The sequence below is a fragment of the Streptomyces sp. NEAU-174 genome, assembly GCF_052665095.1.
Genome location: NZ_JBQTCE010000010.1, coordinates 249,391 through 270,363, shown reverse-complemented (window position 1 = coordinate 270,363; position 20,973 = coordinate 249,391). Strand labels below are relative to the sequence as shown.

At 73.3% G+C, this 20,973-nt stretch carries 20 protein-coding genes; 9 read left to right on the top strand and 11 right to left on the bottom strand.

Annotation, left to right across the window (positions count from 1 at the left end):
• The first annotated feature begins 49 nt into the window (after nt 1–49).
• On the top strand, nt 50–1,693 hold the full coding sequence (locus tag ACT2CW_RS28300; RefSeq protein ID WP_445518651.1) for a class I adenylate-forming enzyme family protein: 1,644 nt from the start codon (nt 50–52) through the stop codon (nt 1,691–1,693).
• A gap of 30 nt (nt 1,694–1,723) precedes the next feature.
• On the top strand, nt 1,724–2,317 hold the full coding sequence (locus tag ACT2CW_RS28295) for a TetR/AcrR family transcriptional regulator (RefSeq protein WP_445518650.1): 594 nt from the start codon (nt 1,724–1,726) through the stop codon (nt 2,315–2,317).
• A 124-nt stretch (nt 2,318–2,441) separates the two neighbouring features.
• Here the strand turns inward: ACT2CW_RS28295 and ACT2CW_RS28290 are convergent, their stop codons facing one another.
• The 3 genes from ACT2CW_RS28290 to ACT2CW_RS28280 all read right to left on the bottom strand — a co-directional run bounded on the left by ACT2CW_RS28290 (nt 2,442) and on the right by ACT2CW_RS28280 (nt 5,265).
• The gene (locus ACT2CW_RS28290; protein ID WP_445518649.1) at nt 2,442–3,656 is read right to left on the bottom strand and encodes an acyl-CoA dehydrogenase family protein; all 1,215 of its coding nucleotides are present in this window, start codon (nt 3,654–3,656) and stop codon (nt 2,442–2,444) included.
• Nucleotides 3,657–3,663: 7 nt separating this feature from the next.
• Nucleotides 3,664–4,686: a phosphotransferase family protein gene (locus ACT2CW_RS28285; protein WP_037950059.1), complete on the bottom strand. Its 1,023-nt coding sequence runs from the start codon at nt 4,684–4,686 to the stop codon at nt 3,664–3,666.
• Nucleotides 4,687–4,866: 180 nt separating this feature from the next.
• Entirely contained in the window at nt 4,867–5,265 is a 399-nt protein-coding gene (locus ACT2CW_RS28280; RefSeq protein ID WP_414084316.1) for a winged helix-turn-helix transcriptional regulator, read from the bottom strand.
• A gap of 107 nt (nt 5,266–5,372) precedes the next feature.
• Here ACT2CW_RS28280 and ACT2CW_RS28275 point away from each other — a divergent pair, with 107 nt between their 5' ends.
• Nucleotides 5,373–6,026, top strand: coding sequence for an NADPH-dependent F420 reductase (locus ACT2CW_RS28275; RefSeq protein WP_138911400.1), 654 nt, complete (start codon nt 5,373–5,375; stop codon nt 6,024–6,026).
• A 177-nt stretch (nt 6,027–6,203) separates the two neighbouring features.
• Nucleotides 6,204–7,130, top strand: coding sequence for an NADP-dependent oxidoreductase (locus tag ACT2CW_RS28270; RefSeq protein WP_445518648.1), 927 nt, complete (start codon nt 6,204–6,206; stop codon nt 7,128–7,130).
• A gap of 734 nt (nt 7,131–7,864) precedes the next feature.
• On the opposite strand, the gene ACT2CW_RS28265 is transcribed toward ACT2CW_RS28270, so the two are convergent.
• The 4 genes from ACT2CW_RS28265 to ACT2CW_RS28250 form a co-directional block, all read right to left on the bottom strand.
• A complete protein-coding gene (locus ACT2CW_RS28265; RefSeq protein ID WP_445518647.1) occupies nt 7,865–8,203 on the bottom strand; it encodes a DUF202 domain-containing protein in 339 nt (112 codons plus the stop codon).
• Between the two features lie 18 nt (nt 8,204–8,221).
• A complete protein-coding gene (locus tag ACT2CW_RS28260) occupies nt 8,222–8,593 on the bottom strand; it encodes a YidH family protein (protein WP_240812848.1) in 372 nt (123 codons plus the stop codon).
• 89 nt (nt 8,594–8,682) lie between these two features.
• Nucleotides 8,683–9,219 carry an NUDIX domain-containing protein gene (locus tag ACT2CW_RS28255; protein ID WP_445518646.1) on the bottom strand — a complete coding sequence of 179 codons (537 nt, stop codon included), beginning with the start codon at nt 9,217–9,219 and terminating at the stop codon, nt 8,683–8,685.
• Between the two features lie 29 nt (nt 9,220–9,248).
• Nucleotides 9,249–9,986: a hypothetical protein gene (locus ACT2CW_RS28250; protein WP_445518645.1), complete on the bottom strand. Its 738-nt coding sequence runs from the start codon at nt 9,984–9,986 to the stop codon at nt 9,249–9,251.
• A gap of 355 nt (nt 9,987–10,341) precedes the next feature.
• On the opposite strand from ACT2CW_RS28250, the gene ACT2CW_RS28245 reads away from it, so the two are divergent.
• From ACT2CW_RS28245 to ACT2CW_RS28230, 4 genes are all read left to right on the top strand, one after another.
• Complete coding sequence (locus tag ACT2CW_RS28245) at nt 10,342–11,997, top strand: FAD-binding dehydrogenase (RefSeq protein ID WP_445518644.1); 1,656 nt, start codon at nt 10,342–10,344, stop codon at nt 11,995–11,997.
• Nucleotides 11,998–12,124: 127 nt separating this feature from the next.
• Nucleotides 12,125–12,859 carry a molybdopterin-dependent oxidoreductase gene (locus ACT2CW_RS28240; RefSeq protein ID WP_138911406.1) on the top strand — a complete coding sequence of 245 codons (735 nt, stop codon included), beginning with the start codon at nt 12,125–12,127 and terminating at the stop codon, nt 12,857–12,859.
• On the top strand, nt 12,801–13,526 hold the full coding sequence (locus ACT2CW_RS28235; protein WP_445518643.1) for a cytochrome b/b6 domain-containing protein: 726 nt from the start codon (nt 12,801–12,803) through the stop codon (nt 13,524–13,526). The genes ACT2CW_RS28240 and ACT2CW_RS28235 overlap by 59 nt, the downstream gene beginning before the upstream one ends.
• 31 nt (nt 13,527–13,557) lie before the next feature.
• Complete coding sequence (locus ACT2CW_RS28230; RefSeq protein ID WP_445518642.1) at nt 13,558–14,577, top strand: glycoside hydrolase family 6 protein; 1,020 nt, start codon at nt 13,558–13,560, stop codon at nt 14,575–14,577.
• 30 nt (nt 14,578–14,607) lie between these two features.
• On the opposite strand, the gene ACT2CW_RS28225 is transcribed toward ACT2CW_RS28230, so the two are convergent.
• Complete coding sequence (locus tag ACT2CW_RS28225) at nt 14,608–16,521, bottom strand: glycosyltransferase family 2 protein (RefSeq protein WP_445518641.1); 1,914 nt, start codon at nt 16,519–16,521, stop codon at nt 14,608–14,610.
• A gap of 276 nt (nt 16,522–16,797) precedes the next feature.
• On the opposite strand from ACT2CW_RS28225, the gene ACT2CW_RS28220 reads away from it, so the two are divergent.
• Entirely contained in the window at nt 16,798–17,988 is a 1,191-nt protein-coding gene (locus ACT2CW_RS28220) for a glycosyltransferase (RefSeq protein ID WP_445518640.1), read from the top strand.
• Nucleotides 17,989–18,009: 21 nt separating this feature from the next.
• On the opposite strand, the gene ACT2CW_RS28215 is transcribed toward ACT2CW_RS28220, so the two are convergent.
• The 3 genes from ACT2CW_RS28215 to ACT2CW_RS28205 all read right to left on the bottom strand — a co-directional run bounded on the left by ACT2CW_RS28215 (nt 18,010) and on the right by ACT2CW_RS28205 (nt 20,952).
• Entirely contained in the window at nt 18,010–18,963 is a 954-nt protein-coding gene (locus ACT2CW_RS28215) for a LysR family transcriptional regulator (protein WP_445518639.1), read from the bottom strand.
• Nucleotides 18,956–19,933, bottom strand: a complete 978-nt coding sequence (locus tag ACT2CW_RS28210; RefSeq protein WP_445518638.1) for a DMT family transporter — start codon at nt 19,931–19,933, stop codon at nt 18,956–18,958. The genes ACT2CW_RS28215 and ACT2CW_RS28210 overlap by 8 nt, the downstream gene beginning before the upstream one ends.
• Nucleotides 19,934–20,001: 68 nt before the next feature.
• Nucleotides 20,002–20,952, bottom strand: coding sequence for an AraC family transcriptional regulator (locus ACT2CW_RS28205; RefSeq protein WP_445518637.1), 951 nt, complete (start codon nt 20,950–20,952; stop codon nt 20,002–20,004).
• Between the last annotated feature and the right edge of the window lie 21 nt (nt 20,953–20,973).

Sequence of the window (20,973 nt, the reverse complement as noted above, 5' to 3'; positions counted from 1 at the left end):
TACCTCCCCGCCCCACCACCCTCACCCCCGTCGAGACAGGGCCGCACCCATGACCACGTACCAGGACCAGCCATGGCTCGCTCAGCTCAATGAGAAGCAGCGCCGGCCGATCGTCCCGCGGCCGAGTCCGCTGCACGCGTTCCGGGACGCCGTGCGCACCGCCCCCGACCATCCGGCGCTCGCGTACTTCGACGGACGGCTGACCTACCGGGAGGCCGACGAGCTCTCCGACGGCATAGCGGGCCACCTCGCCGAGCGCGGCTTCCGGCCCGGCGACCGGCTCGCGATCATGCTCCAGAACACCCCGCACTTCGTGCTCGCGCTGCTGGGCGCGTGGAAGGCGGGCGGCACGGTCGTTCCGGTCAACCCCATGTACAAGGGCGCCGAGCTCGCGCACATCCTCGGCGACGCCGAGGTGAGCGCCCTGGTCTGTTCCCGCCACGGCTGGGAGGACTACATACGCGACACGGCCGCCGCGTCCCCGGTGCGCATCGCGCTCACCGCCGACGCCCGCGACTTCCAGACCCGCGACGACGAGCGGGTGCTGCGCGACCAGCCCATCCCGGTCCCCGAGGACACCGAGGACCTCCTCGCCGCCGCCCGCGCCGGGGCCCGCCCGCCGTCCGTCCCGGCTCCCGGCTCCGACGACATCGCGCTGATCAGCTACACCTCCGGGACCAGCGGCACCCCCAAGGGCGCCACCAACACCCACGGCAACATCTCGTACAACGCCGACCGGCAGCACCTCCTCCATGAGCTGCCCACCGGTTCGACGATCTTCGCGCTGGCCCCGCTGTTCCACATCACCGGCATGGTCTGCGAGCTGTGCGCGTGCGTGTCCGGAGCCGGCACCCTGGCCCTGGCCTACCGCTTCGAGACCGGCGTCGTCCTCGACGCCTTCGCCGAGCACCGCCCCGTCTACACCGTGGGCCCCTCCACCGCCTTCATGGCGCTGATGGCCCACCCCCGGGCCACCCGCGACCACTTCTCGTCCTTCCGGATCATCTCCTCCGGCGGCGCCCCGCTGCCGCCCGCGCTGGTCGAGCGGTTCCAGAGCGGCTTCGGCCCGTATCTGCACAACGGCTACGGGCTCACCGAGTGCACCGCGCCCTGCGCCAGCGTCCCGCCCGGGGTCCGCGCCCCCGTCGACCCCGTCTCCGGCACCCTCGCCGTCGGCGTCCCCGGCGCCGACACCGTCGTGCGCATCGCGGACGAGGAGGGGCGGGACGTGCCGTTCGGCGAGCAGGGCGAGATCGTCGTCCGCGGCCCGATGGTGGTGCCCGGCTACTGGCGGCGCCCGGAGGCGACCGCGGCCGCCCTCCCCGACGGGGAACTGCGCACCGGCGACATCGGTTTCATGGACGAGGGCGGCTGGCTGTACGTGGTCGACCGCAAGAAGGACATGATCAACGCCTCGGGGTTCAAGGTCTGGCCGCGTGAGGTCGAGGACGTGCTCTACACTCACCCCGCCGTGCGGGAGGCGGCGGTCGTCGGCAAACCCGACACGTACCGCGGCGAGACGGTCAAGGCGTATGTGAGCCTCCGGTCAGGGGCCGAGGTCACACCGGACGAGCTGTCCGCGTACTGTGCGGAGCGGCTTGCCGCGTACAAGTACCCCCGCGAGGTGGAGATCCTGCCGGAGCTTCCGAAGACGACCAGTGGCAAGATCCTCCGGCGGGAACTGCGAGGATGAGAGAGAAGAGGAAGAGAACGGGTGGCGACCATGGCCAGAGCGACGGACGGTGACGGGCAGCCGGTGCCACAGCGGCTGCTGGCCGCTGCCACCCGCCTCTTCGCGGAGCGCGGCTACGACCGGACGTCCGTACAGGAGATCGTCGAGGCGGCGGGCGTCACGAAGGGCGCGCTCTACCACTACTTCGGCTCCAAGGACGATCTGCTCCACGAGATCTACGGCCGGGTGCTCCGGCTCCAGCAGGAGCGGCTGGACGCCTTCGCGGACGCGGACGCGCCGGTGGAGACGCGGCTGCGGGAGGCGGCGGCCGATGTCGTGGTCACCACCATCGAGAACCTCGACGACGCGACCATCTTCTTCCGGTCGATGCACCAACTCAGCCCGGAGAAGCACAAGCAGGTGCGCGCCGAGCGGCGCCGCTACCACGAGCGGTTCCGCGCGCTGATCGAGGAGGGGCAGCGGACCGGGGTGTTCAGCACCCGGACCCCGGCGGACCTGGTGGTGGACTACCACTTCGGCTCCGTCCACCACCTGGGCACGTGGTACCGCCCCGGCGGCCGCTGGGCCCCCCAGGAGGTCGCCGACCACTTGGCCGATTTGCTGATGCGCGCGCTGCGGCCGTAAATGTCCTCAAACGCCGGACGGGCTGGATTTCCAGCCCGTCCGGCGATTGAGGACCGGGGTCCGGGGCGGAGCCCCGGTTACGGGAAGGGGCGGGGCTGGGGAAAGAAGCCCCGCGCCCGCACCCCTACTGGTACCGCTTCAACTCCCGCCGCGCCAACGACCGCTGATGCACCTCATCCGGCCCATCCGCCAGCCGCAACGTCCGCGCCGCAGCCCACAACTCGGCCAGCGGAAAGTCCTGGCTCACCCCACCCGCCCCATGCAACTGCACCGCCCGGTCCAGGATCTCCACCACCGTCCGGGGCGTCGCGATCTTGATGGCCTGGATCTCGGTATGCGCCTCGCGGTTGCCCGCCGTGTCCATCAGCCAGGCCGTCTTCAGCACCAGCAGCCGCAGCTGCTCGACCGCCACCCGCGCGTCCGCGATCCACTCGTGCACCTGCCCCTGCTGGGCGAGCGCCTTGCCGAACGCCTGCCGGGCCACCGCCCGACGGCACATTAGCTCGATCCCGCGCTCGGCCATGCCGATCAGCCGCATGCAGTGGTGGATCCGGCCGGGCCCGAGGCGGGCCTGGGCGATGGCGAAACCGCCGCCCTCCTCGCCGATGAGGTTGCTCACCGGCACCCGCGCCCGGTCGAAGACCACCTCGGCGTGGCCGCCGTGGTAGTGGTCCTCGTAGCCGTACACCCGCATCGCCCGCCGCACCTCGACGCCCGGCGTGTCGCGCGGCACCAGCACCATCGACTGCTGACGGCGCACATCGGCGCCCTCCGGGTCGGTCTTGCCCATCACGATGAAGATCTTGCAGTCGGGGTTCATCGCCCCGGAGATGTACCACTTGCGCCCGGTGATGACGTACTCGTCGCCGTCGCGCTCGATCCGGGTCTCGATATTGGTCGCGTCGGACGAGGCGACCTCGGGCTCGGTCATCGCGAAGGCCGACCGGATCTCGCCCGCGAGCAGCGGCTCCAGCCACTGCTTGCGCTGCCGCTCGTCGCCGAACTGGGCGAGCACCTCCATGTTGCCGGTGTCGGGGGCGGCGCAGTTCAGGGCGGTGGGGGCCAGCTGGGGGCTGCGGCCGGTGATCTCGGCGAGCGGCGCGTACTGGAGGTTGGTCAGCCCCGCGCCGTACTCGGCGTCGGGCAGGAAGAGGTTCCACAGCCCCTGGCGGCGCGCCTCGGCCTTGAGCTCCTCGACGATCGGCGGGGTCAGCCAGGGCGAGTCGAGGGCGGCCCGCTGCCGCTCGGCGACCGCCTCCGCGGGATGGACGTGCTCGTCCATGAAGGCGAGCAGCTTGGCGCGGAGCTCTTCGGTCCGGGCGTCGAATGCGAAGTCCATGACGGGATCAGCTCTCCTGGAGGGTGGTGAGGCCGTGGTCGATGAAGGCGGGGACGATGTCGCCGATGCGGTCGAAGCCCGTGCCGAGGGTCTGGCCGAGGGTGTAGCGGTAGTGAATGCCCTCGAGGATCACCGCCAGCTTGAAGTAGGCGAAGGCGGTGTACCAGGAGACGCCGCTGACATCGCGCCCGGAACCCTCGGCGTAGCGCTGGATCAGCTCGTCCGTGGAGGGGTGGCCGGGGGCGCCCTGGGTGGAGGAGATGGGGGAGTCGGCGAGATTCGGATGACCGCTGTACATCACGATCAGTCCGAGATCGGTCAGCGGATCGCCGAGCGTGGACATCTCCCAGTCGAGGATCGCGGTGATCCGGTCGTCGGCGTTCACCAGGACGTTGTCGAGACGGTAGTCGCCGTGCACGACCGTGGGCGCGGGGGAGGCCGGGAGCGCCTTGGCGAGCCGGGTGTGCAGCTCGTCGATCCCGGCCAGCTCACGGCTGCGCGAGGCGGTCAGCTGCTTGCCCCAGCGGCGCAGCTGCCGCTCCAGGAACCCCTCCGGGCGCCCGAAGTCACCGAGCCCGACCTCGGCCGGGTCGACGGCGTGCAGCGTCACGAGCGTGTCGACGAGGGAGAGCACGACCTCCCGGGTGCGCTCCGGGCCGATGGCCGCGAGCTGCTCGGCGGTGCGGTACGGGGTGCCCTCGACGAACTCCATGACGTAGAAGGGCGATCCGATGACCGAGTCGTCCTCGCACAGCAGCACCGGCTCCGGCACCGGCACGGCCGTCGGGTGCAGGGCGCTGATCACGCGGTGCTCCCGCGCCATGTCATGGGCGGTGGCGAGCACATGGCCCAGTGGCGGACGGCGGACCACCCAGCGGGACGTGCCGTCGGTGACCGTGTAGGTGAGATTCGAGCGGCCGCCTTCGATCAGCTCGGCCCGCAGCGGCCCGCGTACCAGCCCCGCGCGTTCGCGGTCGAGATGGGCGCGGAGCCGTTCGAGGTCGAGCCCTGGGGGATTGCCTGCGTTCATCGAACCTCTCTCGTACTCGTATACGGGAACGGGCGGACCGTTCGTCCCGCCTCATGATGCCGACCAGTCGGTATGTAGTCCAGTGGGTCTCGGGTGCGGGTGGGGATGACGGGGGGCGTGGCGTGGGGTGTGACGTGGTGTGCGGCGTGTGGCGTGGCATGTGACGTGGTGGTTCGAGGGCTACCGCCCCCGCTCCCGTCGCCGCTCGGCCCGCTCCTGGGCCTCGACCACCGCGTCCCCGTACTCCACCGACCAGGCGCCGAGCGCCTCGACCGGCCCCAGCAGGGTCTCCCCGAGCGGGGTCAGCCCGTACTCGACCCGGGGCGGCGCCTCCGCGTACCGGTGTCGCTCCACCAGCCCGTCGTCCTCCAGGCGGCGCAGGGTGTCGTTGAGCACCTTCGCGCTGATGCCGCCGATGGCCGCACGCAGCTCGCCGGGGCGGCGCGGCCCCTCCCGCAGCCCGAAGATCACGACGGCGGTCCAGGTGCGGGCCAGCAGATCGAAGCCCAGCCGCGCCCGGCAGTCGGCGATAAATCCGTCCGGGGCGGTGGGCCGTGCCGTCGTCGCCGGTTCGCTCACTGATGACCTCCTGGCCGCCGTCCTAGCGCATCCGTCGCACACCGCGCGGTGTGCGACGGACTTCCTAGTGTCGCTGCCCTACGACGGGCGATGACGAGGAGACCGCGATGCGGATCGGAGTGCTGGGCACGGGCAATATGGCCGACGCGCTGGGGACCCAGTGGGCGCGGGCGGGCCATGAGCTGCTGATCGGCGGCCGCTCGCGGCCGAAGGCGGCGGCGCTGGCCGCGCGGATCGGCCACGGCGCGCGGGCGGGGACGCTGCGCGAGGCCGCGGGATTCGGTGAGGTGACGCTGCTGGCGGTGGCGTACGAGGGCGTCGAGGCGGCCCTGGAGGCGGCCGGTGCGGCCGAGGGGACGCTGGGCGGCCGGGCGCTGATCGACTGCACCAACGCGATCGTCCCCGGCCGCTTCACCCTCGCCACGGACGGCGGACCGGGCATGGCCGAACGGATCGCGGCGCGGGCCGTCGGGGCGCGGGTCGTGAAGGGGTTCTGCCACTGCGCGGACGCGGTGTGGCGGATGACCCCGCCGGTCTTCGCCGACGGCCCGCTGGGGGTTCCGCTGTGCGGGGACGACGAGGGCGCCCTGGAGGCGGTACGGACCCTGGTCCGCGACATGGGCTGCGTACCGCTCGACGGCGGCGGTCTGGAGCGGGCCCGACTGCTGGAGTCCACGGTGGCGTTTCTGCTGGGCTTCTGGTTCGGCGGGGTGGAGCCGCGCGCCGCGCTGCCGCCGCTGGCGGTGCAGGGCCCGGCGTAGCGGGTGCGGATTTGCGGTGGCGGTGGGCGAGCAGGAGCGTCGAAGGGGAGGGGCGGGCGAGAACAGGCCGGGACGGGGAACCCGCGAACGAACCCACGAACCCGCGAACGAACCCACGAACCCGCAAACGAACCCGCGAACCCGCCACGAACCGCGAAGACCGCGAGGAGCGCCACCATGAAGGCCATCAGCTACCGCCGCTACGGCGGCCCCGAGATCCTGGAGTACGGGGAGCGGCCGGAGCCCAAGGTCGGCCCCGACTCCGTGCTGATCAGGGTCAAGGCCGCCGCCGTGAACCCCGTCGACTGGAAGGCCCAGGCCGGATACCTCGAACCGGTCCTGGACGCGGTCTTCCCGGTCATCCCCGGCTGGGACGTCGCGGGGGTGGTGGAGCAGCCGGGCCCGGCGGTGACGGAGTTCCGGCCCGGTGACGAGGTGATCGGGTACGTACGGGAGGACTTCCTCTCCCGGGGCACCTGCGCCGAGTATGTGGCCGCGCCCGTTCGCACCCTCGCCCGCAAACCGCGGAACCTCTCCTTCACCCAGGCCGCGGGCATCCCGCTGGCGGGCCTGACGGCGTACCAGTGCCTGGTGCGGGCGCTGAGGGTCGGCGAGGGCGACACGGTGCTGGTGCACGCGGGGGCGGGCGGGGTCGGCTCGATGGCGGTGCAGCTGGCGCGGCACATGGGGGCGCGGGTGATCGGCACGGCGGGGGAGCGCAACCACGAGTATCTGCGGGCGCTGGGCGCCGAGCCGACGGTGTACGGGGACGGGCTCGCCGACCGGGTCCGCGGCCTCGCCCCGGACGGGGTGGACGCCGTGCTCGACCTCGTCGGCGGCGACGCGCTCGCCGTCTCCTCCGAACTCCTCGCCCCCGAAGGCCGCCTGGCCTCCATCGCCGACCCCGCCGTCCTCGGCCTGGGCGGCCACTACGTCTTCGTCCGCCCCGACCCCGACGACCTTCAGGACCTCACCGACCTCGCCGAACGCGGCGCCCTGGGTGTCGAGGTCTCCGCGGTCTTTCCCCTCCAGAAGACGGCGGACGCGCAGCGGCTGAGCATGGAGGGCCACGTCAGGGGCAAGATCGCCATCACGGTGGACTGAGCGCACCCCGCCTGCGGCGGGCTGTTCCCCTCCCCGCCCCTTCCCGAAACAAGGGGCTCCGCCCCTTGAACCCCGCCAGGGCTCCGCCGCTTGGACCCCGCCAGGGCTCCGCCGCTTGGACCCCGCCAGGGCTCCGCCGCTTGGACCCCGCCAGGGCTCCGCCGCTTGGACCCCGCCAGCTTTGCCCCGGGCCCCGTCAGGGTTCCGCCCCGGGCCCCGTCAGCTCTGCCGCGGGCCCCGCCAGGGCTCTGCCCCGGGCCCCGTCAGCTCTGCCGCGGGCCCCGCCAGGGTTCCGCCCCGGGCCCCGTCAGCTCTGCCCCTTGGCCCCCGTCGGGGTTCCGCCCTGGGCACCCCGTCTGGGGCTTAGGCGCGGGCCGGGGGTGCCTGCGGCGGGCTGAGTCCCGGCCCCGTCCCCCGGGCCCCGTCAGGGCTTTGCCCCGGACCTCGCCAGGGCTCCGCCCGGGTCCCCGGTTGGGGGCTGCTCGGACGCTGACGGGTGTACGGGCTCGCTTCCTTGGGGCTCTGCCCCCGGTTCTGCGCGAGGCGGCGCACGGCTGGGGTCCGGGGCGGAGCCCCGGTGGGGTCAAGGGGCGGAGCCCCTTGTATCGGGAAGGGGCGGGGTGGGGAATCGCCCGCCGCAGGCGCCCCCGAGCCGCACTCGCGCCCCCGGCGATACCCGTGCCCCGGGGCCGCACTCGCGCCCCCGGCCCCAGCCAGCAGGGCCCCGCTCACCCCTATCGCAGTGTCGCCGCCCCCAGCGCCGCCAGCACGACCGTGCACGTGACCGCGGCCGCGGCCGCCCGCGGGGACAGGGCGGGCGGCCGAGGCGCGTGCATGGCCCGGATGCGGTGGTGGGCCAGGGCCAGGAAGGCCAGCCAGGCCAGCACCACCAGGGCCAGGACCACGAGCGAGACCGGGTCGATCCCGCTGTGCAGCGTCTGCCGACCCGCGAGCGAGGCGGCCACCGCGCACGCCAGCGTCGTACGGCGCCACGCCAGCCGCGTCCGCTCCGGCTGGAGGCCGGGGTCCCGGTCCCGCGTGCGGGATCCGTGGGTCCCATTCCCTTCCGGCATCGCCTCACACCTCCCGGCTCACCCGCCCCACCCGAAGGCGGCCACGATCACCATCAGCAGGGCGACCACCCCGACCGCGAGCCCCAGCGCGATCGGGAAGCGGGACGCCGGCAGGTCCTCGCCGCGCCGCATGGCCCGCTCGCAGCGGACCCAGTGGCTGATGGCCCGCAGGGCGCACAGCGCGCCGGCCGCCAGCAGTATGAGCGCCAGCGCGAGCCGCAGCGGGCGGCCGGTCTCCGGGAGGAACTGGTCGACCGCGAACCCGCCGCCCACCAGCGCCATCGCGGTGCGCAGCCACGCCAGGAAGGTCCGTTCGTTGGCGAGCGAGAAGCGGTAGTCGGGGGTGTCGCCCTCCTCCCGCAGCCGCTCCGGCGCGAACCACAGCCGGATGTCCGAGACCGCCGAGGCGCGGCCACCGTCACGCGGCCCGGTGTGGCGGGAAGGCCCCGAGGGCCCGGGCCCGGGCCCGGAAGAATCCGTCACCTTTCGACCTTCTCACGCCGCCACTCCACCAGCCGCCGGTACGCCTCCCACCCGTCCGGCACCCACTCCCACTCCGGCAGCCGCCGGGTCAGCTCCTCCTCGGTGAGAAAGGCGTGCCAGGCGACCTCCTCGGTCTGCGGATCGACCGGCAGCTCGCAGCGCACCTCGTAGACCCGGCTCCACCAGGTGTGCTCGGGCGTCTCGTAGAGGAACGAGAACAGCGGTACGGGCGCGGGCAGCCCGCGCACCCCCAGCTCCTCCTCCGCCTCGCGCAGCGCCGCCTCGTCGTAGCCCTCGCCCGCGCCGACGACCCCGCCGACGAACATGTCGTACAGCGAGGGGAAGACCAGCTTCTCGGCGGTGCGGCGGTGGACGAAGATCCGGCCCTGGGCGTCCCGCGCCTGGATGAAGACGCAGCGGTGGCGGAGCCGGTGGGCCATGGCGTCACCGCGTCGGGCCTGGCCCACCACGCGATCCCGCTCGTCCACGATGTCCAGCAGTTCGTCGGCGGAAAGCGGTTCCTGATCAGGCATACCGCCATACAAGCAGATCGGGGGCGCGGTCAGCGCCAGTGGCCACCGCCGTAGCCGCCCCCGTACCCGCCGCCATAGCCCCCGCCATGGCCGTTCCCGCCGCCATAGCCGCCGCCGTAGCCGTCTCCGCCGCCGTTCCCGTACCCGCCGCCGTAACCGCCGCTCTGGCCCTGCCCCTGACCTGGCCCGTACGGCCCGGAGCCGCCGTCCTGGCCGCGCTGCCTGGCCTGCTGCTCCGCCCAGCTGTCGAACGCCTCCACCGCGTCCTGCCAGTCGTCGTACTGCCCCGGCCCCCGGGACGACCACCCCGGCCAGGACGGGGTGGAGCGGCCCTTGCCGGGCGACGACGCCGCGGGCTTGTCCGGCGCGGAGTCGCCCGCCGGGGCCTGAGCGGTCGGCTGGGCGGCGGCCGGAGGCTGCGGCTCGGGCTTCTCGGCGCGGGCGCCACGCAGCGGGGTCTCGCCCTTCGCCGCCTCGGCGTACGGGACGGCATGGCTCTCGGGCTCGTCGGGCGCGGCCGACGAGCTGTCGTGGCCGGAGGCGGCCGTCGCCTGACGGGCGTCCTTGCCCATGAACATGAAGAGCGCGGTGGCCGCGCCGGTGGCCGACAGGAGAATCGCCCCGGCGGCCGCCTTGCGCCGGTTGTCCACCGGGCGGCGGCGGGCGTGCCGGGGTCCGATCACCTCACCGCGGAGCACCTGTGCCTCGTCCGCGGGCGGTCCGGCTTCGAGGGGCTGTGGGCCGGGCGTGATGAGCGTCGGGTTCACCACACGACGTTCGAGATCGGGCCTCGGCCCTGAGTGCTCAACGGAGCGGTCAGCCATGGTCGATGATGATGCCCGTTTGGCCGAACCGTGTCCAATGTCAGTGAACGAATGTGACCTTTTGTTCCACGCCCAGGTTGCGCGGAGGGAGTTGGCCGTCCGGCACCGGGACGGCACCGGGCCGTCGGCGGCCGGAAACCGCTCCCACGCCCGGGTTGACGCCGTACTAGCCGGTAGGCAGGATCGGCGGTCATGACTCCGGCGGTACACCGACTCCGGAACACCGTCACTCCGGCGGTACACCGTCGGCACACCGCCGGTGGCCGCCGGCGGGCTCACGAGAACGGGACACCACACCATGGCGTACGACGCGGATGTGATCGTGGTCGGCGCGGGGCTCGCGGGCCTCGCGGCCACCGCCGAACTGGCCGACGCCGGCCGTAAGGTGATCCTGCTCGACCAGGAGCCCGAGCAGTCGCTCGGCGGCCAGGCCCACTGGTCCTTCGGCGGCCTCTTCCTCGTCGACTCACCCGAGCAGCGCCGGCTGCGCATCCGCGACAGCCATGAACTCGCCTGGCAGGACTGGCTGGGCACGGCCGGGTTCGACCGCGAGGAGGACCACTGGCCGCGCCGCTGGGCCGAGGCGTACGTGGACTTCGCGGCGGGCGAGAAGCGGTCCTGGCTGCACGCCCAGGGGCTCCGGCTGTTCCCGCTCGTCGGCTGGGCCGAGCGCGGCGGCTACGACGCGACCGGGCACGGCAACTCCGTGCCCCGCTTCCACATCACCTGGGGCACGGGACCCGGCATCGTCGCCCCCTTCGAGCGGCGGGTGCGGGCGGCCGTCGCCCGCGGCCTGGTCGAGCTGCGCTTCCGGCACCGGGTGACGGGGCTGGCCCGCAGCGCGGGCACGGTCGACACCGTCACCGGCGACATCCTGGAGCCCAGTCAGGCCGAGCGCGGCAGCCCCAGCGGCCGCGAGGTCACCGGCGCCTTCGAACTGCGCGCCCAGGCCGTGATCATCACCTCCGGCGGCATCGGCGGCAACCACGACCTCGTCCGCGCCAACTGGCCCGAGCGGCTCGGCTCCCCGCCCGAGCGGATGATCTCCGGGGTCCCGGCCCATGTGGACGGCCGGATGCTCGGCATCGCCGAGGAGGCCGGCGGACGGATCATCAACCGCGACCGGATGTGGCACTACACCGAGGGCATCCAGAACTGGAACCCCATCTGGCCCCGGCACGGCATCCGCATCCTGCCCGGCCCGTCCTCGCTGTGGTTCGACGCACGCGGCAAGCGGTTGCCGGTGCCGCTGTTCCCCGGCTTCGACACCCTCGGCACGCTCGAGCACATCATGCGGACCGGCCACGACCACACCTGGTTCGTGCTCACCCGGAAGATCATCGAGAAGGAGTTCGCGCTCTCCGGCTCCGAGCAGAACCCGGACCTCACCGGCAAGAGGGTCCGCGATGTGATCGGCCGCGGGCGGGCCGGGGCGCCGGGCCCGGTCCAGGCGTTCATGGACCACGGCGCGGACTTCATCGTCGAGCGGTCGCTGCCGGCGCTGGTCCGGCGGATGAACGAGCTCACCAAGGAGCCGCTCATCGACGAGGCGGAACTGCGCCGGGAGATCGTCGCCCGGGACCGCGAGATCGCCAACCCCTACACCAAGGACCTCCAGGTCACCGCCCTGCGCGGGACCCGCAAGTACATCGCCGACCGGCTCATCCGCACCGCCGCCCCGCACCGCATCCTCGACCCCAAGGCGGGCCCGCTGATCGCCGTGCGGCTGCACATCCTGACCCGTAAGACGCTCGGCGGCCTCGAGACCGACCTCTCCTCCCGCGTGCTGACCGAGGGCGGCGAACCGCTGCCCGGCGTCTACGCGGCCGGGGAGGCGGCGGGCTTCGGCGGCGGGGGAGTGCACGGCTACCGCTCCCTGGAGGGCACGTTCCTGGGCGGCTGCCTCTTCTCGGGCCGTACGGCGGGCCGGGCGGCGGCCGAGGCGGTGGGGTAGACCGCGGTCGGGTGGACCGTAGTGGCGTGACCCCCTGGTACGCCGCCGGCTCCCGGAGTCTTACCGAAGTCTGACGAATCCCGGCAGGAGATGGCGCACCACCCCCGCCCGGTGCTCTCATCAATCCATGGACCCCAACACCGGTGCCGGACCGGACGGCGACGGCACGCCCGTCGGCCGGCGCCTCGTCCTCGGCATGCTGGGCCTCGGCGCGGGCGCGATGGCCGCGGCCCCCTGGCTCCAGGGCAGACTGGAGACCGCCCTGGGTGCGGTGGCCGACAAGGACCCGACGGGGGTGACCGGGCTCCTCCCCAACGGCGGGGGGTTCCGCTACTACTCCGTCACCTCCTCCGTGCCCCACAAGGACGCCGACAGCTACCGCCTGACCGTCGACGGACTCGTCGACAAGCCCGGCGCGTACCGCCTCGCCGATCTGCGCGCGCTGCCGCAGACCCGCCTGGTGCGCGACGTCCAGTGCGTCACCGGCTGGCGGGTGCCCGAGACCCCGTTCGAGGGGGTGCGGCTGTCGGCGCTGCTCGACGCGGCCGGGGTGCGCCGCGGGGCCAAAGCCGTCCGCTTCACCTGCTTCGACGGCGCGTACAGCGAGAGCCTGACCCTGGATCAGGCGCGGCGGCCCGACGTGCTGGTCACGCTGAAGCTGCGGGACAAGCCGCTCGGCCACTCCCACGGCGGGCCGGTGCGGCTGTACGTGGCGCCGATGTACTTCTACAAGTCGGCGAAATGGCTCTCCGGTATCACCGTCACCGATGAGGTGCGGCCCGGCTATTGGGAGGAGCGGGGCTATGACGTCGACGCCTGGGTCGGCAGGTCGAACGGACGCGACGATGACCCCACCGCCTGAGCGGACGACGGCCGCTCCGCCCCGGGCCGGGGAGCGGGACGGCGGGTCCCGGGTGCTCCGGTTCAGCCCCGCCGAGCGCTGGATCCACCGCACCACGGCCCTCCTGCTGGGCGCGTGCGTGGTCAGCGCGGCCTGCCTCTATCTGCCCGCGCTCGCCGAACTCGTCGGCCGCCGCGCGCTCGTCGTCACCGTCCATGAGTGGACCGGCATCCTGACGCCCCTCCCGGTCCTGCTCGGCCTGGTCTCCCGCGCCTTCCGCGCCGATCTCACCCGCCTCAACCGCTTCGGCCCGCACGACCGCCGCTGGCTGCGCGCGGCGCTGCGGCGCGACCACCGGCCCCAGGAGCGCCCGGCGGGGAAGTTCAACGCCGGGCAGAAGCTGTACGCGGGGTACATCGCGGGCGCGGTGCTGGTGATGGCGGGCACCGGGCTGCTGATGTGGTTCACCGGTCTGGCCCCGCTGGTGTGGCGCACCAGCGCCACCTTCGTCCACGACTGGCTGGCGCTGGCCATCGGCATCGTCCTGCTCGGCCATATCGGCAAGGCGCTCGCCGATCCGGAGGCCCGGCGCGGGATGCGCACGGGCCGGGTCGAGCGGGCGTGGGCGGCCCGGGAGCACCCCCTGTGGCGTACGGACGAGGACGCGCGGGAGCGCCGAGAGCACTGAACCCGCGACACGCGGTGCCATGATTCGTCGCATGCGAGAGAAAGGTGCAAGAACAGCCGTTATGCGGCGTTGGCTGCATGCCGCCGTGTGCCTCGCGGTGATGCTCCCGCTGAGCGGATGCCGCATGTTCGAGTCCCCGATGCGGCGCGGCGGGCTCTGGGTGAACCCGGACAGCCCCGCCGCCCGGCAGGCTCATGAACGAGAACACGAGGGGAAGAACGGCGACGCCGCGCTCATCCGGCGGATCGCCCAGCAGCCGGTCGCGGAATGGTTCGGTCCCGCGCCGCCCCGGGAACGGGCCCGCTCCATCACCGAATCGGCGGCGCGGACCGGGTCCACCCCGGTTCTGGTGGCCTATCACATCCCGTACCGCGACTGCGGGCGCTACTCGGCGGGCGGCGCGCGGAACCGCGCGGCCTACCGGTGGTGGATCGAGCAGTTCACGCTCGGCATCGGCGACCGCCGGGCGATCGTCGTCCTGGAGCCCGACGCGGTGGCCCAGCTGGTCGACGGCTGTGTGCCGCGCAGACTGCGCAAGGCCCGGCTGGAGATGCTCCGTGACGCGGTCGCCCTGTTCGCCGCGCTGCCCCACGTCAAGGTGTACCTGGACGCAGGGAACCCGAGCTGGATCAAGAATCCCGCCCGGCTGGTGCGGCCGCTGCGCGAGGCCGGTATCGAGCAGGCGGACGGCTTCGCGCTGAACGTCTCCAACTTCCAGCCGACCCGCCGCACCAAGGCGTACGGCCATCGGCTCTCCACCGCCCTCGACAAGGCCCACTTCATCATCGACACCAGCCGCAACGGCAACGGCCCGCTGCGGGCCCGCGGCGCGGCCCGGCACGGCATCCGGGCGCGGGACCGCTGGTGCAACCCGCCGGGGCGGGCGCTGGGCGAGCCGCCCAGCACCCACACCGGGGACCCCCTCGTGGACGCCTATCTGTGGATCAAACGGCCCGGGGAGTCCGACGGCACCTGCAACGGCGGGCCCCCGGCGGGCCACTGGTGGACCAAGTACGCGCTCGACCTGGCCCGTAACGCCCCCCACCGCTAAACGCTCCGCTGGAAGTGCCCTGATCTGCCGTCAATCGGCCGCGGCGCCGTGGTGGCCGGTGGCGCCCACGCGGCGGAGCCGCATATCGACGCGGCCCCGCGCCCCTTCGGGGCTCGCCGCGTCGCGCGCCGTCGGCACCGTGCCGCGCGCCGGACGCCTCCGGCCGCGGCGCAGCAGCCCCACCGACCAGATCGCCACCGGAGCCAGACACAGGGCCAGGGCGAGCACCGCCCAGATCCGCATCACCGCATGGGTGTGCCCCAGGAAGAACGAGCCGACCAGCGAGGAGCCGAACACCCCCGCCCACAGCAGGTGGATACGGAAGGTGGAGAGCCGGTCGGGGCTGGACGAGTCGCCCTTGGGCGTGACCACGAACCGGCTGGTGCGCCGCAGCACCGCGTCGCACAGCGACTTGGCGTAGATCGGGGCGGACAGCGCCGAGAGCAGCATCCCGGCCAGCCCGCCGGAGCCCTCCGGCTCGTGCGGGGAGACGTTGTGCCGCCGGTTCCAGATGTACAGCCCGAGCTGGAGCATCGCCGCGTCGCTGTAGAGCATCATCCACATCTCGGCCGGGAGGTGGATCCCGGCGGCGCCCAGCATCAGGAACAGCGCGCACGACAGCGCGGAGAGGAGCCAGTTGACCGCGGTCATCGGGTAGTACGCGATCATCAGCGAGTAGTTCAGCAGCTTGCCCGGCGACAGGGTGAACGGGCCCTTCCAGAACTGCTTGAGCACGGTCTCGTAGGTGCCGCGGCTCCACCGCATCTGCTGGGTGAAGAAGTCCGTCCAGGTGCTCGGCCCCTCGCCGACCGCGAGCACATCGGGCGTGTAGACCGAGCGCCACTTCTTCCGGGTCGCCGGGTTGCGGTGGCGGTGCAGCTCGAAGCCGGTGGCCATGTCCTCGGTGATCGAGTCGTACAGCCCGCCGATCGAGCGCAGCGCGCTGATCCGCACCGCGTTGTTGGTGCCCACGAACATCGGGCCGCCATAGGCGTTTCCGGCCCGCTGGATCAGCGCATGGAAAAGGAACTGCTGGCTTTCGGCGGCCTTGGTGACCGGTGTGTCGTAATTCCCGTATACCTGCGGGCCGACCACGAAGGCGATATCCGGATCCCGGAAGTAACCCAGCATGCGTTCCAGGAAGTTGGGCAGCGGCACATGGTCGGTGTCCACACACGCCATGAATTCATAACCGTCGCCGTGTGCGTCCAGCCAGGCGTTGTAATTCCCGTGCTTGGTGCGCGCCCGGAAAGCGCCCTTCGGCTGGTTCCACTTCTCGATGCCCTTGCGCGAGAAGTGCCGTACGCCCAGCCGCTTGCACAGCGCCTTGACCTCGTCGTCGTCCCCCTCGTCGAGCAGCCAGACGTCCAGCGGCCCGGTGTGCCGGATCCGCACCGCCCCCTCCAGCGTGGCCCGCACCATCGCGATCGGCTCCTTGCCGGGCACGAAGCTGGTCAGGAACGCCACCCGGGTCCCAGGCTCGGCCACCACCGGCACCGGATCCCGCGCCACCAGCGTGGCATGGGCGTTGGAGACGACCGTGAACAGGCGGAACCCCTCGATCAGCGCGATCGAGACCAGCATCGCCAGATCCGCCGCCCGCTGCCACCCCGGCGCGTAGCCGCGCTCCACCCAGTGGTCGGGGTGGAGCAGCCACAGCAGCAGCACCGCCGAGCACACCGGCGCCGCGCACAGCAGCAGCGCGGCGCGGATCCGGTGCGGCTCCTGCGCCAGCAGGCTCCGGCAGCGCACCCGGTAGGGGCGGTCCGCGGGGGCCTTGGTCAGCGGGCCCGCCAGTTCGCTGTACCGCTTGTACTCGTATACCGGGGCGGGGCGGTGGTGCGGGACGCGGGAATCCGACGCGGTACGCGCGGGCGGCGGCCCGGCTACGGCGCGTGCGGTGGTTTTCCGGGGGGAATCTCTGACGGGGGTCGGTGCAGACATCTGGGCACTCCCGCGGGGCTGGCTCGAACCGAATGTCGCGCCACGATGACCCATACGGGCCATATTCTTCAGGTCATCGCGCGAGATGAGAAGGTAACAATCCCATGGGGCATGAGCGTGCACATCGGATATTCGGCGCGCCTTTGCTGACGGTCCGTAAGGCATCCACTCCGACGGCCCAGCGGCGCGCGTCTTACGTGATTTACATCCCGCCGTCTGGCAGGGTCGGCACCGATCAAGCCCATCGGAATACGGAGGATGGGGCGCAGTCGCCCGATGAGAGTCCTGCACATCATCTCCCGCCTCGGGGCCGGAGGAGCCGAACAGCAACTGCGGCTGCTGCTGCGCCATATGCCGGTCCGCTGTGACGTCATCGCCCTCTCGGGCCCCGGCGCCACCGCGCACGGCATCCGCGCGGACGGCATCCCGGTCACCCATCTGCCCCTGGGCGGCGGGCGCGAGCGGCAGCTCACCACCGTGCCCAGGCTGGTGCGGATCATCCGGTCCGGCGGCTACGACCTGGTGCACACCCATCTGTACCGGGCCTGTGTGCTCGGCCGGATCGCCGCCCGGCTGGCCGGGGTACGGGCGGTGATCGCCACCGAACACAGCCTGGGCGAGCGGCGGATCGACGGCCGTCCGCTCAACGCCGCCCTCCGCGCCCGCTATCTCGCCGCCGAGCGGCTGGGCTCGGCGACCGTCGCCGTCTCGGCCGCCGTGGCCGACCGGCTGCGCGACTGGGGCGTGCCCAACCGCCGGATCCATCTGGTGCCCAACGGGATCGACGCCCGCCACTTCCGCTTCGAGCCGACCGCCCGGGCGGCCGCCCGCGCCCGGCTCGGCATCCCCGAGCGGGCCTTCGTGGTCGGCGGGGTGGGGCGCCTGGTGGCGGACAAGCGGTTCGACACGGCCGTGCGGGCCGTCGCCGAGGTGCCGGACGCCCGGCTGCTGCTGGTCGGCGAGGGCCCCGAGCGCCCCGCCCTGGAGGACCTGGCCGCCCGGCTCGGCGTGGCCGACCGGGTCCGGCCGCTGGGGGAGCGCGACGGCGCGGTGGCCCCGGCCGACGACCGCCCGGCGGGGCTGCCCGCGCTGCTGGCCGCCATGGACGTCCTGGTCTCGCCGTCCGCCGAGGAGGCGTTCGGCCTCGCGGCACTGGAGGGGCTGGCGGCCGGGCTGCCGGTGCTGCACACCGTCTGCCCCGCCCTCGACGAGCTGCCCGACGGCGCCGCGCCCGGCGCCCGCCGCATCGCCTCCGGCCCGGCCGCCCTCGCCGCCGCCCTGCGCGCACAGGCCGCCCAGGGCCCGCTGCGCTTCCCGGTCCCGGACGCCGTCGACCGCTACGACATCGCGCGCGGCGCCCGCCGTCTGATGGACCTCTACGACCGCACCACCACCTGCGGCCCGGACGGCTGTCTGCGGGTGCCGCCCGTCAGCCGCATGCCGCGGCGCGGCGCGCCCGCGGGCTGAGACGGCCCATGCGACGGGGCATCAGCCGCGTGGCGTGGCATTGCCGTCGTCGGTGCCGTCGGGGACCGGGACCAGGTCGCGCAGCAGCTCCAGCACATGCCGCAGATCGGGGCGGTCGCCGGTGCCCGCACGGCTGACGGTGAAGAGCGTCCGGGAGACCGGCCGTACCAGCGGGTGGAGGCTGAGCGGCGCGGTGGTCTCCGGCAGCGCCATACGGGGCACCAGCGCTGCACCGGCCCCCGCCGCGACCAGGGCCGTCAGCACGGCGAAGTCGCTGCTGCGGGCCCGGATGTCGGGGACGAAACCGGCGGCGCCGCAGGCGCGCTGGATCATCTCGTAGCAGGAGGTCTCCGGGCCCGGTGTCAGCCACGGCAGCCGCGACAGCCGCGACAGGTCCGCGGGCTGCCCGGCCGTGAGGTTCAGCGCCTCGGCCCGGCCGGGCGCCAGCGCGAGCAGCACCGGCTCCTCCATGAGGACCGCCTGCTCGCAGGCGGCCGGGAAGCTGCGCGGCAGCACGGTGTAGCTGTGCACCACCGCCAGGTCCGTCGAGCGCTTGCGCAGTTCGTCGAGGGCCTCGTCGGGCTCCTGGACCGAGAGCCGCAGCGACAGGTCGGAGGCGGCGTCGCCGTCGGCGAGGCGCTGCCACAGGGGCGCGACGAGGGCGCGGGCGGCGGAGGCGAAGGCGGTGATCCGTACGATGCCGTGCCGCCCGCTCCGCAGCGCGGCCAGACCGGACTCGGCCGCCGCGAGCTCGGCCAGGATGATCTCGGCGTGGGCCACCAGCAACTCCCCGGCGGCGGTCAGCCGCAGCGTGCGCCCCCGCTTCTCCACCACCGGGGTGCCCGCCTCCTTCCGCAGGGCGGCGAGGTGCTGGGAGACGGCCGGTGGGGTCAGGTGCAGGGCCTCCGCGGTGGCCGCGATGGTTCCGTAGGCGGCGAGGTGCTGGAGGATCCGCAGACGGCGCACATCAAGCACGGACGGCTCCTTGCTGGGATCGGTCACCCTGATCATCGGCGGTGGCCCCGGACGTGTCCAAGGCCGCCGTGCCGGGGGAGCGCAGGGTGCCGGGGGAGCGCCGGGCCGCTGTGCGCCGGTTGATCAGGACCACCCCCGCGACGCTGACCGCCCCGCCGGCCACCTCGATGGCGTGCGGCACCTCGCCCAGCCAGACGAAGGAGACGGCCAGCGCCACCGGCGGCACCAGATACAGGGCCGCCGTGGCGGCCGCGAGCGGCAGCCGCGCGACGGCGTAGGCCCAGATCACGAAGCCCAACGCGGAGGGCAGCAGGCCCAGATAGAGCGCCGAGACCAGCGCGTCGGCCGGTGCGTGCGCGGCCGCGTGCCAGGCGGCGGGGGCCAGCGGCAGCGCGAAGACGGTGCCCGCGACCATCGCGTAGGTGGCCACCTCCAGGCCGGTGTAGTGGCGCAGCAGCGGCTTGGAGGAGAAGTGGTACATCCCCTGGACCACGGCGGCCGCCAGGACGACGAGGGAGGAGACGGTGAACCCGCTGGTGCCCTCGGCCAGACTTACGATGGCCGCGCCGCCCAGCGCGATGACGCTGCCCACGACGATGCGGCCGGTCAGCCGCTCACCGAGGAACGCGGTGCCCAGCAGCACACTGAAGACCGGGGCGACCGAGATCAGCAGGCTCGCGGTCCCGGCCGCCACATGCACCTCGCCCCAGTTGAGCAGGACCTGATAGGCGGTCATGCCCGTGGCCCCGGACAGGGCGACCATCGGCAGATCGCGGCGGCGCGGCAGCCGAACCCCGGTGAACGGCGCCACCAGCGTCAGCGCGAGGGCCGCGACCACGAGCCGCAGGAACGACAGCCCGGCCACCCCCAGACCGTCGATACCGACCCGGATGGCGGGGAAGGCCGAGGCCCACAGCACGACGGTGCCGGCCAGGGCGAGGAAGCGGGGAGAGGCGACGCGGGGGAACATGCCTCCAGCGTCTCCGCCCCGAAAGCAAAAATCGAGTTAGCTTTTGTTGCCCGAAGCGTCAGTCACGCTTAATGCCGATGCGCGCTTGATGCCGATGCGCGGTGCGCCTGGGGGCTCAGGCCGCGCTCGCGCTTGAAGGCGGCGCTGAGGGCGAACGCGCTGCCGTAGCCGACCCGCCGGGCCACCGCCGCCAGGGTGTGCTCCGGATCCCGGAGCAGATCCGCCGCGAGCGCCAGCCGCCAGCCGGTCAGATACGCCATGGGCGGCTCGCCCACCAGCGCGGTGAAGCGGCGGGCCAGCGCCGCCCGCGAGACACCCGTTTCGGCGGCGAGCCCGGCCACCGTCCACGGATGGGCCGGGTTGTTCTGGAGCAGCCGCAGGGCGCGGCCCACCACCGGGTCGCCCAGCGCCCGGTACCAGCCAGGTGCCCGGGCCTCCGGCCGGGAGAACCAGGCCCGCAGCACCGAGATCAGCAGCAGATCCAGCAGCCGGTCCAGGACCGCCTCCTGCCCGGGCTCGTCCTTGACGATCTCCTCGCCGAGCCAGGGCATCAGCGGGCAGTCCCACACCCCGCCGTCCAGCGCCAGCAGCGGAGGCAGCGCGTCCAGCAGCCGCCCGCTGATCTCGCCGTCCAGCAGATAGCTGCCGATGAGCATCGTGGCCGGGCCGTCCGGGCTGTTGCCCCAGGTGCGCACCCCCAGCGCCATCGCCTCGGCCAGGTCGTGGCCGTCCGCCGTGCGGCACACCTCACCGGGGAGGATCCACGCCTGGGGCGCGGTCGCGGGGGCGTCGGCGACCGTGTACGGATCCGGGCCGCGCGCGATCGCCACGTCCCCCGGGCGCAGCCGTACCGCCTCGCCCGTGTCCGGCACCACCCACGCCTCGCCGCGCGCCATGGTCATCACACACAGCGGGGCCCGGTCCTCGATCCGCACCGCCCAGGGCGGCTCCATCACGACCCGCAGCAGAAAGGCCCCCCGGGCCCGCGGGCCGTCCAGCAGACTCGCCAGCGCGTCCATGGCGCACAGCGTAGACGCTCG